Origin of the sequence: Secundilactobacillus collinoides DSM 20515 = JCM 1123, from assembly GCF_001435975.1 — a bacterium.
Lineage (GTDB): Bacteria > Bacillota > Bacilli > Lactobacillales > Lactobacillaceae > Secundilactobacillus > Secundilactobacillus collinoides.
Genome location: NZ_AYYR01000023.1, coordinates 97,976 through 110,605, shown reverse-complemented (window position 1 = coordinate 110,605; position 12,630 = coordinate 97,976). Strand labels below are relative to the sequence as shown.

Below are 12,630 nucleotides of genomic sequence, written 5' to 3'. Positions count from 1 at the left end.
CTAGTCTAATTGGTCTAGTTATCAAGTGTTGCACTTCAATTTTAAATCGGGGAACTTTCTCCAGAATAAAAAATGTCCTCTATTAAAATCCAAATGTCGAATTTAGATTTTAATAGAGGACGCTTTTATTTAGAAACCGCGCGCTTAGACTAAATACCCCACTGGCACTGCAGTTATAACTTTTTATTCGATGATTGATCTGCATTATATAAACTACGCCTCAAGTGGCCACGATTTTATAGCACAAATGTATATTGCATCTGTTATTTATCTATTGAAATCGTTGCAAATAATGATCAAAGTCCTCATCTTCATCGATTGACGCATCCAGCTTTCCTTGATACCAGTCGATCTTATGCCGAACGATCTCCAGGTTAGCTTCAAGTTCCTTGATCTCATCTTCCGCATTGCGTTTAACACGGTCCAGTAGTTCGACCCGCTGCGGAATCGTCGCATCACCCTGAGCCCGCCAAGTGACATAGTCTTTTAATTCACCCATGCGCATCCCGGTGCCCTTTAAATGCAGGATAAAACCGATCCACTTGATATCCTGATCCGTGTAAAAACGCTGGCCGTTACCATCATAGTGCGGCTTGATCAGCCCTTCGTCTTCATAGTAGCGCAGGGTCGAGTTTGGCAAGCCAACCTTCTTACTAAACGCACCAATTTTATATATTGTTTCTGCCATGTGCGCACCTCCTCGTATCGCTGTCTATTAGCATATTACTTCAAGTACACTTGAAGTCAACAATTTAGGACCCTTTTTTTTGAACACAAATGCCCTGCAAGGCCATAATCATCAGCTATTAGCCAATTTCTAAAAGTGCTAAACTAAGGGTAACAAATCCCTTTTGGAGGTTAGGTCAATGACAACTGAACAAACACCAAAAATTGCATTAGGTACTTGGGCTTGGGGCGATGCCGGTGGTGACGATTACTTCGGAGGTAATGTGAAGACTGAAGTTAATCTGCGACCTGTGGTGGACGCTGCCATGCGTTCCGGATTAACTTTCTGGGACACTGCCTACGCTTACGGCACCGGTGCTTCTGAGAAAATTCTTGGCAACCTCTTGCAAAGTTACAAGCGCCAGGAATATGTGTTGTCGACAAAGTTTACGCCGGGTATGACTGCTGATTCAGAAACGGCCATGAGCGACATGCTGGCGGGCAGTCTCAAACGGCTGCATACGGATTACGTGGATCTGTACTGGATCCATAACCCAACCGACGTTGAAAAATGGACACCGCAGCTGATTCCGCTGGTAAAGAGCGGCCATATCAAGCGGGTCGGTGTCTCAAACCACAATCTGGCTCAAATCAAACGAGCAAACGAGATTCTGGGTAAAGCTGGCATTCAGGTCAGCGCCGTCCAGAACCACTTCAGTCTGCTCTACCGTTCCTCAGAGGAAGCGGGCATTTTGGACTACTGTTTACAACACGACATCGATTTTTTCTCCTACATGGTTTTAGAGCAAGGCGTTCTAACGGGAAAGTACAACGTCGACAACCCGCTTCCAGAAGGCAGCCAGCGCGCCAAAAACTATAATCCGCAACTGCCAAAACTCGAAAAATTGACAGCTGCACTCACCGAAATTGGTGCCAAACAGTGCGCATCAGCAGCTGATGTTGCGACGGCTTGGGCCATTCAAAAAGGCACCATCCCGATTATTGGCGTCACCAAGGCTAAGTACATCGCTGATGAGCAACGGGCCATCAAATTTAAGCTTTCGCTTGAAGAAATGCACCGGCTTGAATCCCTAGCGAGTGAGACGGGTGTTGATACCCGTGGCTTCTGGGAAAAACCAATGACGGATTAACAAACTCTTTATGCAAGGCATCTTGACATTTTAACTGTTAAGATGCCTTTTTGCTATATACAAATGGACTAACACCACCCTGAAATTTCACATGAACCAATGCCTGCATCGTTTTTTAACCAAGAAAGTGTGAAGACGCATTCTTTGAAATAACCGGGCTGGTTCGCTACACTTGTTTTAAGATCATTCGTATCTAAAACCCACAAATAGCTTAATTGGCGGACCAATTTGGCCTTAACCATGAAATCTTTTTTATTTGTATCATGCAATATGCTGATAATTTAGGCTGTTTAAAGAGAAGGTGTGCCATGGAAGTGCCAACAGGTAAACGTGTCTCCATGTTCGAATTGTTTTATGACTTAGTCTTTGCGTACATGATTGCGCAGGCAACTGACCTGATTCACCATCTTCACCACGGCGTACTCAGTTCAACGACCCTGTTGATTTTCGTGTTTGTGATTGTTGTTTTTATCAACTCTTGGATGGTCCAATCGGTCTTCACGAACCGCTATGGAAAATCATCCTGGATCGATATCGGCTTTACTTTCGTTGACATGATGATTCTGCTTTACATGTCCAACGCGTTTGCAGCAACACTCAATACCGACTTGCACCCCTTTTTCATCGCTGCGGGACTGTTATCATTAACCCTGCTGCTGCAGTACCTCATTGTCTTCATCCGAACGCGGGAACCGGTCGACCGGCGCATCGCTGCTGATTTCGCCGCGATTCTTTTGTTACGAACGGTGACATTGTTAGTCGCCGGCATCCTCCCGTTACGGTATGGATTGCCTTTAGCACTCGTCGGAATCCTCGTGAGCTGGATTGCACCGGCCTTCACAGGACACCATACCCGCCAGCATCCAATCATTTTCTCCCACCTGCTAGAACGACTCACACTGTTGACGATCATTACCTTTGGTGAGGCCATTGTAGGCATCGCTACGTTTTTCACTAAGATCGAGCTCTCCTGGACGTCCGTTTGCGTTTTTATGATTATCGCCGCACTGTTTTTCATTTACATTGTTCAGTTTGATCATTTGATTGAAACAAAACGAACTGGTGAAACTGGTAACCTATTGATATATTTGCATTACCCAATCATCTTTGGGCTCAGCCTGGTGACGGTGTCCCTGCACTTCGTAGCTGATGCTGAAGCAAACCTCAATTTTGCGGTCACGGCATTGTACATCGGCATTGGTCTGTTGCTGTTCGGCACCTGGGTTGCTAAGCATTACAATCAGGCAGCTTTTCTGAACCATAACCACATGGGCGTCTGGTTCACACTGACCACTTTGATCGGCTATGCCTTAAGTTTGTGGTTTGACGCGTTTCCCGAAATCGTCACGACCACGGCGATCATGACCGTCATTGCTTGTAGCTACACCGTTTATTACCATTTTCATGCCCAAAATAACTCATAAAAAGACTAGATTGCTGCTGTTTGCTGGCAATCTAGTCTTTTTTAAGTTTGAACCACAGTCAATATTATCTTTAAATCATCCTAAAATACTGGCTCTTTGCCACTAAAACCAACTATTACTTCACATTTTTTTCATCATCAGCCTGCGTCAGTTGAGTGAGTCGTACCCGCTCCAACAGTTGTTTCAACGTTTGAACATCGGTATCCGAAAGATTGCTTAAGTAGGCGTCAAACGTGTCACTCTCAAACCGAAACAACCGGTCCTTCAATCCCTCACTCTTCGCCGTTGGGTACAACACTTTCAACCGGCTCTGCGTCGGGTGATCACGTTTTTCGAGATACCCATCCGCGACTAGCTTTGAAATGGCACGAAAAGCGGTGGTCCGGTCAACGCCAATTGCCGTTGCCAACTCCTGCATGCCAATGCCCGGGTGTTCCAACACCCTGATTACGTAAATAAACCGATTATCGCCTAAATGTTCATCTCGCCATTCACGATTAGCAGTACTATTGACCTCGCGGGCGATCCAACCGATGTCCCGCCAAATTTGTTTACCATTTTTTTCTTCATCTGTCATGGATCTATTATACCAAATAGATGTTGCATATACAACATGAACGTGATATTCTTGTTGCAAATACAACAAGAAAGACAGGTGAACACATGCTCTCATTTTTAACTTTTAATTGGATCATGGCTATCACACCGGGACCAAACACGATCATGGCCCTTTCTGAAGGTCAAAACAAAGGCTTCCGACGCGGTTTATCGTTTAATTTTGGCAGTTTCATCGGCTTTTGGCTGGTCGGCCTCTTGGTGGCTGGACTGTCGGCAACCGTTTTTGATAATCCGCAACTTACAGCAGTACTCAAGGTCATCGGGTCGCTATATCTGGTTTATCTTGCCATTCACAGCCTCATGCCCGCCAGTGCTATTAATACTACTGACGGTCTCCGCCATCCGATTTGCTCGGCCATCCTGCTCCAGGCCGCAAATATCAAAATTTACCTGTATTACATTGCTGGCTTAACCGGGTTTGCGACCGTTTTCCCCAACACCCAATACAGCCTGTGGTTCAAGCTCATTATCATGGTCACCATTGGGATTTTAGGCACGCTGATCTGGACGCTGATCGGCAACTATTTGAAGACGTTTTATGATCACCATCACCGTAGCGTCAACCTGGTTGTTGCGCTGCTCCTACTGGTCAGTGTGATCGATCTGTGGCGCTAACCTACTTCTGATTGATGTACCAATCGTAGGCGTTGTCGTGAAGAATGCGCTGCTGCGCCGTGTCATCAAACAAGCTGTCAAAATGGGCAATATCAGCCTTCTCAAATTTATGGGCTACCCGCGTACCGGGAATATCTGAGCCGAACATCAGTGCCTTTGGATTTATGTCATTGAGCTTGACCAGTACCGGCCAAGGATCAAAGTCTAAGCGACCGAAACCAGATGCTTTAATTTTGACGCCTTTATCAGCCAACTCATACAGCGTTGGAATCGACACCTTGCGCATCCCCACGTGGTCTATGGATAACCGCGGAATTTGTGTCAAAACGGGTACCATGTCGGCTAACTGCTGGGGGTTAACCTGCAGTTCAATCGTCCACCCCGCCACCTCATAGGCTCGTTGCGCAAAGTCAGCAATGGCCGTCACGCTGGCGCCGTTGCCCCGAAACAGATTGAATCGTGCCCCAGCCACACCACGTTGCGCTAAAGCCAGAATATCAGCATCGCTGGCAGTCGTTTTTACGTTAGCAATCGCGACGTACTTGCGGTCTGGGTACTGCGCTGTTAATTCTTTCAGAATCTGTAAGTAGCCGGTATCGTACCCCTGAAATGAACCGGAAATAATCGCGCCGCCATCGACCTTAAGCGCCATGCTGGTCAGCAGATTCTCATAACTGGCAAAGGGAAACGCATCGGGAATGAAGCCATTGTTTGCTTCAAGGTGGAACCGGGTATCAATGACGTGGAAATGTGCGTCAAATAATTTCATTGTTGTGCCTCCGCATTAGGTTATTGTTGTTAAGATTAACTATAGTCCATTTTGGGTACTCACAAACACCTTATTTTATAAGACCGTAAAAGTCTGGGGCAAACGCTCATATTAGCGATAAACGGGGCTAAAAAGCGTACTTTGATGTGTTGTTCTCCCCTCGCATTAAACATCTTTTCTCTTACCCGTATCACACCACGGCAAGCACAGAAGCGGCCTATTTTACAAAATCTCAATCTGAGATCTGATAAAATAGGCCGTTTCCGCGTAGTCTTTATCGAGTTTGCCGATCGCACTCTACTTTAATAGTGAGGTGACGGTTTCACCAGCACCATACAGCGATTCCCAGTCTTCGGTAAACTGGTCGACCGCATTGCTGATTGCTGGGTTGGTCAACGCTGTGTGTAAAACATCCACACCCATAGTGGCTGCTTGAGCTCCGGCCGCAAACGCATCGTTGACCTGCTGAACCGTGTGAAAACTGGCAGCCAGAATCTTCGTTGATGCGTGCTCACGGGCGATTTGGTCAGCCAGTCGGCCAATCACCGCATAGGCATCAACATTCATATTGACCATTCGGTTGACATAAGGTGCTAAATAATCGGCCCCGGCAGCGATGGCCAGGCGACCCTGAAACTCACTGTAAATGGCGGTGGCTGTCAAATGAACACCTTCTGATTTCAGTTGTTTCATCGCAGCGAGGCCGGCCTCGTTTGTTGGCACCTTTATATAAACAGTGTCGTCAACTTCTGCCAGGATCGTATGCGCATCACGCACCATTTGATCAGTGGTCCGGCCAACCACCTGCGCGTGCAGCGTTCGGTCAGGGCCAATCAGTTGGCGGACTTGCCGCAGCTGCTCGAAAAACGGCACCGGCCCCTCCTTTTTAACGATGGACGGATTCGACGTCACACCGGCGATGGGTAACGTTGCGATGGCTTTTGAAATATCATCGAGGTGAATTGTATCTAGTAAAAATTCCATATGATTGCCTTCCTTTACATTATTGTGCTAAGACCCGTTTGGCTGTTTCTTCATCGGTGATCAGCGTATTCAAAATGCCCATCCCCAGTAACGTTTTGATGGCGGGTGCCTTGGTCAATGAGCGCGCCACACCAACGCTGTGCGGCACTGTCTGCAGCTGAGTCAACGGGATCGCAATCGTGCGGTCCAATAAGTCACCCTTCAAAATTTTCCCAGAACGATCAAAGAATGTGCAACAGCAGTCGCCAACAGCGTGCCGTTCTCGTAACAACTGGCAATCCGCGGCTGTCAACAGGTCCCGCCAGCGGCTTGTCGTATTCGTCAGCGGCCCGCCGATACCAACAAACGCAATGTCAAGATTCTGCCAACAGTCTTGAATATCATGAAAGTACTGTGAGCTGATAATCCCATCGCGCACGTATCGCGACTCCTGAACAGCTGCCGCGTCCACAAACAGCGAATGACCGCCAAACTGCCGCGCGGCATCATACACGATACCGTTCACATGGTAGCGGGAATTCGAAGGGCTTGGTCCACCGACCAACGGCACAAACGTTGCATCGGTCTTGATCGGGGCCGACTGTTCCAGCTGACCGATCATGCCAGACAGCACCGACCCCCAGGCAAATCCGACCGTGTTGTGCGGCTTAATGATCTGTTTGAGGTATTGGCTAGCAGCTCGCGACAGCCGCTGATCTTTTTGCTGTGGCGTTTCTTCCCGATTATCGGGGATGATGACCGCTTCGCGAATGTGGAAACGAGCCTTCAATGCTGCTTCAAGTTTAAAAAGAGTCGCGTTAAAATCGTTGATCTCGATTGTGACGATGCGTTGTTCACGCGCTTGCTTGAGCAATCGGCTGATTGTTGTGCGATAGATGTCTAAGTCTTTAGCAATCTGGGCCTGCGTTTCGTTTTCAACGTAGTAGAGATAAGCCACCTTTGCTAATAATTCTCTTCTGGCTGAATTCATTGCACCACCCCGTTTCATAGCTATACCAATTATCGACATTCGGCATCGAAATGTTGTTATTATTTTCACATGTTATGACATAAATCAGGTTTAAAATCATAGTCTATCATGGCGTTCAAAAATGAATCAAGTTTGTTTAGCAATCATTTTTTCAGCTGATTATGAAAGCCTATCGTCAAAATAATTTTCGATCAAATGCTGTTATATCAAGTCTATCACACTGCACACATTTGCGACAGTTTATTTTTTTGCACAAATGTGCACATTTATAGGAACCCGAAATGCAACAAATACCGGTCTGATAGTCACACTTGAGGTCAAGATGACGCTTGTTTCTGAAAACGCTTTCCTTATTGTTTGAATTATCACATAATTAAGACATAAAAAACAGGAGGTCTTTATCATGGTTAAAATTTTTGCTAGTCCATCCACTTACGTTCAAGGTCCCGGTGCGTTGTATGACAGTGCCGACTACATCAAAAAATTAGGCACGAAGGTAATTCTGTTAACGGATAAAATTGTGTTTAACATCGTCGGAAAAGATTTGTTGGCCTACTTACAAGACAACAAGTTTGACGTTAAAAAAGTGTCGTTTGCCGGTGAAGCATCCGACGAGGAAATCACCCGGGTCACCGGAATCGGCAAGGAATTTGGAGCCGAAACCATTATTGGCCTTGGCGGTGGGAAGACCTTGGATAGTGCCAAGGCAATTGCCGACAACCTTGGAATCGCCGTTGCCATCTTGCCGACCCTTGCTTCAACCGATGCGCCATGCTCCCGGTTGTCCGTTATCTACACCCCAGATGGTGCTTTTGAAAAGTACCGGTTCTACACGAAGAATCCCGACTTGGTTCTCGTAGACACAACGGTCGTTGCCGGTGCACCTGCCCCACTATTGGCTTCGGGAATTGCTGACGCGTTAGCCACCAACGTTGAAGCACAAGCTGTGGCAAAGGGCGCCGGTCAAACGATGCTCGCTGCCGACCAAACACTGGTTGGTAACGCCATCGCTGAAAAGTGTGAAGAGACCCTGTTCAAGTACGGAATCGAAGCCTACACCTCAGTTCAGGGGCACATCGCATCAAAAGCCTTGGACAAAATTGTTGAAGCGAACACCCTGATGAGCGGCGTCGGTTTTGAAAGCGGCGGCCTGTCAGCTGCTCACGCCATTCACGATGGTTTGACAGCCCTTCACGGTGAGATCCACACCATGACCCACGGCCAAAAAGTGGCCTTCGGAACACTGACCCAACTCTTCTTGGAAGGTGCCGAAAAGGAACGTGTTGACAAGTTCTTGAACTTCTACCTGAAACTTGATCTGCCAACCACTTTTGCCGATTTAAAGATTCCTGATGTCACTGATGAGGAATTGTTAGCCGTCGGGAAACAATCCTGTGCCGATGGCGATACCATGTCGGAGATGCCGTTTAAGGTTGAACCCGAAGACGTGGTTGAAGCCATGAAGGCTGCCAATGCTTACGCGACTTATGTAAAAGAAAACCAGAAATAACGGCCTGATAGAAAAACACCCAGCTTCCAAATAAAAGGAAACTGGGTGTTTTTTGTGTCCCAATTTAAAAATTCAAACCTCAAGTTTAGTCTGAAAAACGTGTACGATACCTCCAGCTATTTTCACTGCACTTGGCCGGTCGCCCTGCTTTTCAACGGCAACCTCAACCACACCGGGTCTGTGCAGTACGTTGCCCATATAAGCCTTAAAGAAAAATGACGATGTGCCCTTCTCAGAAAAACCATACTTCACTAAATAAGCACCCAATTCACCATTAGCATTCCCCGTTACCGGATCCTCATCATTATCAGAAATCGGCGCGAACATCCGTCCATGAATGTGAAATTCCGGCTGTTTAGCGGTGACCACAAACGGATAAAATCCGTTTGCACCAACCTCTTGGCTAATTTTAGTTAATAATGCTAAATCTGGTTTCAGCTGGTTTAAAGTTGCCAGTTCGACTAGTGGCACCATGACCTTTGAGTGGCCTGTATTGACGATTTGAATTGGCAAATCTGGTATCAAATCCGCCTTCGTCACGTGAAGCGCTTGAAACAAATTTGCTAGTGTCTGGCCTGTAAGTCGTGCTTCAAAGGCAATTTTATTTTGCGTCATTGTTGCGAGCGTTTGCCCATCGTCATCAAGCGCAATCGTAACCGGAATAATGCCCGCCTTCGTCCTGATTTTGAACTGACCGGTTGTCAGTTGCTGCAACTGTGCAAGTAAATTGGCCACCGCAATCGTCGCGTGACCACAGACAGGCGTTTCGCCTGTGGGCGTAAAAAAACGAACCGTAACATCAGCTTCCGTATCCTTCCCTGGAATGACGAAAGCAGTTTCCGAATTGTTTAACTTCCTCGTGATCTGCAACATTTGCGCATCGGTTAAGCCCCTTGCATCCGTGAGAATACTGGTGGCATTGCCTGTGAATTTTGTTTTGGTGAAAGTGTCGACTTGATAGAGATCGTATTGTGTCATTCGAACCCTCCTTGTAATGGCAGCACACTGCTCATTCAGAATTTGTCCAAGGCCTTTTGAGAATAATTCAGGCGCTTTGGTTTACGAATCACATCAATAATTGTCCCATCACGATATTCGACTAAGGCGACCACCTGATCATCAAATTCGACCGGTTCCGGTTTTCCTGCATATTGATAAGCTAAATCACGTAATTCTTCAATCGTCTTTAAAGGAATGTCTGTGTCCGCAAAGGCTTTCAAGAGATCTTGCCGCTTAGGATTTACCGCAACGCCATAATCAGTCACAACGATATCAATGCTTTCACCTGGTGTTGTCACGGAAGTTACCCGGTCACGGACAGTTGGCATCCGACTTCGGATCAATGGTGCAACAATAATTGAAACATCCGCACCAGCCGCGGTATCCGGATGACCGCCCGGCGCCCCGCGAAGGACACCGTTAGACCCCTGGACAACGTTAACGTTAAATGCAGTATCAACTTCCAGTGCGCCTAAAATCACGAAGTTGAGTTGGTTAACGAATGCGCCTTTGTTAAACGGGTTAGCGTACTGCGATGCAGATATCTCAAAGTGGCCCTTAGTATGTGCCGAAGCAACAGCCGCTAAATCAAACGCTTGATCATCCAACACCTTGTTGACGAAGCCTTCATTGAACAAATTAACGATTGGTTCTGTAATGCCACCCATTGCCCAGCCGCATTTAATGTTATCCTTGGCCATATACGCTTTGAGAAAGCTCGTCGTGGCTAACGAAGAGCCGCCAGCACCTGTTTGAAAAGTAAACCCGTTTTTGAAATAGCCAGAATGATACATACACTTTGCCACTTCTTTGGCCATATTCAGCTCGCGCGTGTCCTTCGTCAACCGCAGTGCACCACTGGCGATTTTGCTGGCATCACCAATTGAGTCAACCTTGACCACGTAATCAACGTCGACGCCTTTAATACTGGCTGGAAAATTAGGCGCAGCCACGATTTTGTCAGTAATGATCACGACCTTGTCAGCGTACTTGGCATCACCATCAGCGTATGATAAAACACCGGTATCCGATTGACCGCCTTTGCCGCTGGCATTCCCATATGCGTCACTAGTTGAAGCGCCAATAAAAGCTACGTCAATTTTAACCGAACCATCCTCAATTGCTCGGGCGCGGCCACCATGTGAACGAATGATTGCCGGATGTTTTAGCTTCCCGGCAGAGATTACTTCACCAATTTCATCACGAATGCCGCTGGTTGAGATACCAGTCACCGTTCCGTCTTCGATACAGGGTACCAAATAATTGTGCGCCCTTCCTAAACTGGACGCACACACGGTCAGATTCTTGATGCCAAGCTTATGAATTTCCTTCATGACTAGGTTGACAACGAAGTCCCCATCCCGCAAGTGGTGGTGAAATGAGATCGTCATCCCATCTTTCAGACCAGATTTAATAAGGACATCATGAATTGAATCGACCAGTTTATCACCATTTGGCTTCACATAAGCATGTACTGTCGGCGCGGCTTTTGTATATTCATAGTCGTCACGATAATAGATTCCCTGAAATGGTTCAACACCATCTTTTAAATACACGTCAGGAATATCCCGACCCACTTGATTGATCATACGAGTGCCCCCTTATAAATTCCGGCAGCCTTTGCAAGCTTCAGAGTTCGTTGCGACCCTTCAACCCATGCAATATCCACCATTTTGCCATCCACTGTTAACACACCAACGCCGTTATCCTTACTATTTTGAACAGCCTCTAAAATGTGTTCAGCATGCGCGATCTCTTGAACAGTCGGGTTAAAGACTTCATGCGTGACACCAATCTGCTTTGGGTTAATGCAGGATTTTCCATCAAAGCCCATGTCTTTGATCAGCTGTAATTCTTTTTTGAAACCAGGTTCATTATCAGTATCGGTATAAACGGTATCAAATGCCATGATTCCAGCAGCCCGAGCAGCCATTAATAACTGCGAGCGGGCAACAAATAATTCGGTGCCGGCAACGGTGCGTTTGGCATGCATCGTTCTGGTAAAATCACCTGCACTTAATGCGATACCCATCATGCGTGACTTATCTGCAGTCGCAATTTCATAGGCGTTCATGATACCCAATGGCGATTCTATGGCCGCCATCATCATGGTGGAACCAACCTTTTTCCCGAATTCTTTTTCAGCCGCTTCAATTTTCTTTGCAACTGCCTGAATTTCCGCGGCCGTCTCTGTTTTGGGCAACCGAATACCATCGATGCCGCCAGCAACAGCTGCTCTGATATCTTCGTTGATGAGATCTGAATCTAGTGCATTGACCCGAACCCATCTTTCGACGCCCTGATAATCCACATTTTTTAGTGTTTGATAAAGCTGAATCCGAGCAGAATCTTTCTCACCTGCGGCTACTGCGTCCTCTAAGTCCAAAATGACACAGTCAGGTTTGTAGACGAAAGCATCTTTGACTAAAGCGGCTCGTTGCGTATTCAAAAAAATCATGGACCGCCGTATCCGGTTAATAACTGTCATCTAAAGCACCTCCCAGGGTAACCCAGATTGTTGGTCTATTGCCCGATAAAAAGCGGTTTCAATTCGTGCTTTGATCGTACAGTCTAAGGCGCCTTTATCCACAATCTTCACGGTGGCATCCTCAAGCTGTAATGTCTTGGCCGTTTGTTCAGCTAACGCAATAATATGCTTACCATACTGGTCATAAACACTGCTGTCCAGCGTAATTTTTAACCCGCTCGAATTAGGTAAAATCATGACTTGCGCGTCACTGGATTCTAAGGTCCCAGCGACCGCTTGAGTCTTTATTTTCATGTCGTTACCTCCCGAATTTATTCGTTTACGGCTTCATCATAGCCTGATGAAGTTAAACGGTAAAAGGTAAATAAAGCATTCTCATCATGCCCAAAAAGAATGGCAAATTATCGATTCTCATCATTATTATTCCTAATTAGGT

13 protein-coding genes are annotated in these 12,630 nt (G+C 46.6%); 4 read left to right on the top strand and 9 right to left on the bottom strand.

The window, feature by feature from the left end; genetic code table 11:
* Positions 1 to 271: 271 nt before the first annotated feature.
* Entirely contained in the window at positions 272 to 688 is a 417-nt protein-coding gene (locus FC82_RS05720) for a MerR family transcriptional regulator (RefSeq protein ID WP_054761987.1), read from the bottom strand.
* A gap of 178 nt (positions 689 to 866) precedes the next feature.
* Between FC82_RS05720 and FC82_RS05715 the strand changes: the two genes are divergently transcribed.
* Positions 867 to 1,817 carry an aldo/keto reductase gene (locus FC82_RS05715; RefSeq protein WP_056996447.1) on the top strand — a complete coding sequence of 317 codons (951 nt, stop codon included), beginning with the start codon at positions 867 to 869 and terminating at the stop codon, positions 1,815 to 1,817.
* A 308-nt stretch (positions 1,818 to 2,125) separates the two neighbouring features.
* Complete coding sequence (locus tag FC82_RS05710) at positions 2,126 to 3,241, top strand: low temperature requirement protein A (RefSeq protein ID WP_054761991.1); 1,116 nt, start codon at positions 2,126 to 2,128, stop codon at positions 3,239 to 3,241.
* A 115-nt stretch (positions 3,242 to 3,356) separates the two neighbouring features.
* Here the strand turns inward: FC82_RS05710 and FC82_RS05705 are convergent, their stop codons facing one another.
* Positions 3,357 to 3,818, bottom strand: a complete 462-nt coding sequence (locus tag FC82_RS05705; RefSeq protein ID WP_056996446.1) for a MarR family winged helix-turn-helix transcriptional regulator — start codon at positions 3,816 to 3,818, stop codon at positions 3,357 to 3,359.
* 116 nt (positions 3,819 to 3,934) lie between these two features.
* Between FC82_RS05705 and FC82_RS05700 the strand changes: the two genes are divergently transcribed.
* On the top strand, positions 3,935 to 4,474 hold the full coding sequence (locus FC82_RS05700) for a LysE family translocator (protein ID WP_162260925.1): 540 nt from the start codon (positions 3,935 to 3,937) through the stop codon (positions 4,472 to 4,474).
* Between the two features lies 1 nt (position 4,475).
* Here FC82_RS05700 and FC82_RS05695 read toward each other — a convergent pair whose 3' ends face one another.
* The 3 genes from FC82_RS05695 to FC82_RS05685 form a co-directional block, all read right to left on the bottom strand.
* Positions 4,476 to 5,243 carry an amidohydrolase family protein gene (locus FC82_RS05695; protein ID WP_054761997.1) on the bottom strand — a complete coding sequence of 256 codons (768 nt, stop codon included), beginning with the start codon at positions 5,241 to 5,243 and terminating at the stop codon, positions 4,476 to 4,478.
* A 297-nt stretch (positions 5,244 to 5,540) separates the two neighbouring features.
* Positions 5,541 to 6,227, bottom strand: coding sequence for a fructose-6-phosphate aldolase (locus FC82_RS05690; RefSeq protein WP_054761999.1), 687 nt, complete (start codon positions 6,225 to 6,227; stop codon positions 5,541 to 5,543).
* Positions 6,228 to 6,246: 19 nt separating this feature from the next.
* Entirely contained in the window at positions 6,247 to 7,197 is a 951-nt protein-coding gene (locus FC82_RS05685) for a sugar-binding transcriptional regulator (protein WP_056996445.1), read from the bottom strand.
* 403 nt (positions 7,198 to 7,600) lie between these two features.
* On the opposite strand from FC82_RS05685, the gene FC82_RS05680 reads away from it, so the two are divergent.
* Positions 7,601 to 8,707: a glycerol dehydrogenase gene (locus tag FC82_RS05680; RefSeq protein ID WP_056996444.1), complete on the top strand. Its 1,107-nt coding sequence runs from the start codon at positions 7,601 to 7,603 to the stop codon at positions 8,705 to 8,707.
* 72 nt (positions 8,708 to 8,779) lie between these two features.
* On the opposite strand, the gene FC82_RS05675 is transcribed toward FC82_RS05680, so the two are convergent.
* Genes FC82_RS05675 through citD form a run of 4 tightly spaced genes read right to left on the bottom strand, consistent with a single transcriptional unit; the run spans position 8,780 to position 12,488 of the window.
* Entirely contained in the window at positions 8,780 to 9,685 is a 906-nt protein-coding gene (locus tag FC82_RS05675) for a PhzF family phenazine biosynthesis isomerase (RefSeq protein WP_056996443.1), read from the bottom strand.
* A gap of 35 nt (positions 9,686 to 9,720) precedes the next feature.
* A complete protein-coding gene (gene citF / locus FC82_RS05670; RefSeq protein ID WP_054762003.1) occupies positions 9,721 to 11,295 on the bottom strand; it encodes a citrate lyase subunit alpha in 1,575 nt (524 codons plus the stop codon).
* Positions 11,292 to 12,194: an aldolase/citrate lyase family protein gene (locus FC82_RS05665; protein ID WP_056996442.1), complete on the bottom strand. Its 903-nt coding sequence runs from the start codon at positions 12,192 to 12,194 to the stop codon at positions 11,292 to 11,294. Before FC82_RS05665 ends, citF begins: the two co-directional genes overlap by 4 nt.
* Positions 12,195 to 12,488: a citrate lyase acyl carrier protein gene (citD, locus tag FC82_RS05660; protein ID WP_054762004.1), complete on the bottom strand. Its 294-nt coding sequence runs from the start codon at positions 12,486 to 12,488 to the stop codon at positions 12,195 to 12,197. It abuts the gene before it with no gap.
* Between the last annotated feature and the right edge of the window lie 142 nt (positions 12,489 to 12,630).

What these genes read in the sequence shown, in the direction of transcription:
- FC82_RS05690 (WP_054761999.1), bottom strand. Translation starts at nt 6,227, where the DNA reads ATGGAATTTTTACTAGATACAATTCACCTCGATGATATTTCAAAAGCC.
- FC82_RS05705 (WP_056996446.1), bottom strand. Translation starts at nt 3,818, where the DNA reads ATGACAGATGAAGAAAAAAATGGTAAACAAATTTGGCGGGACATCGGT.
- FC82_RS05675 (WP_056996443.1), bottom strand. Translation starts at nt 9,685, where the DNA reads ATGACACAATACGATCTCTATCAAGTCGACACTTTCACCAAAACAAAA.
- FC82_RS05695 (WP_054761997.1), bottom strand. Translation starts at nt 5,243, where the DNA reads ATGAAATTATTTGACGCACATTTCCACGTCATTGATACCCGGTTCCAC.
- FC82_RS05685 (WP_056996445.1), bottom strand. Translation starts at nt 7,197, where the DNA reads ATGAATTCAGCCAGAAGAGAATTATTAGCAAAGGTGGCTTATCTCTAC.
- citD (WP_054762004.1), bottom strand. Translation starts at nt 12,488, where the DNA reads ATGAAAATAAAGACTCAAGCGGTCGCTGGGACCTTAGAATCCAGTGAC.
- FC82_RS05665 (WP_056996442.1), bottom strand. Translation starts at nt 12,194, where the DNA reads ATGACAGTTATTAACCGGATACGGCGGTCCATGATTTTTTTGAATACG.
- FC82_RS05720 (WP_054761987.1), bottom strand. Translation starts at nt 688, where the DNA reads ATGGCAGAAACAATATATAAAATTGGTGCGTTTAGTAAGAAGGTTGGC.
- FC82_RS05710 (WP_054761991.1), top strand. Translation starts at nt 2,126, where the DNA reads ATGGAAGTGCCAACAGGTAAACGTGTCTCCATGTTCGAATTGTTTTAT.
- FC82_RS05700 (WP_162260925.1), top strand. Translation starts at nt 3,935, where the DNA reads ATGGCTATCACACCGGGACCAAACACGATCATGGCCCTTTCTGAAGGT.
- FC82_RS05715 (WP_056996447.1), top strand. Translation starts at nt 867, where the DNA reads ATGACAACTGAACAAACACCAAAAATTGCATTAGGTACTTGGGCTTGG.
- citF (WP_054762003.1), bottom strand. Translation starts at nt 11,295, where the DNA reads ATGATCAATCAAGTGGGTCGGGATATTCCTGACGTGTATTTAAAAGAT.
- FC82_RS05680 (WP_056996444.1), top strand. Translation starts at nt 7,601, where the DNA reads ATGGTTAAAATTTTTGCTAGTCCATCCACTTACGTTCAAGGTCCCGGT.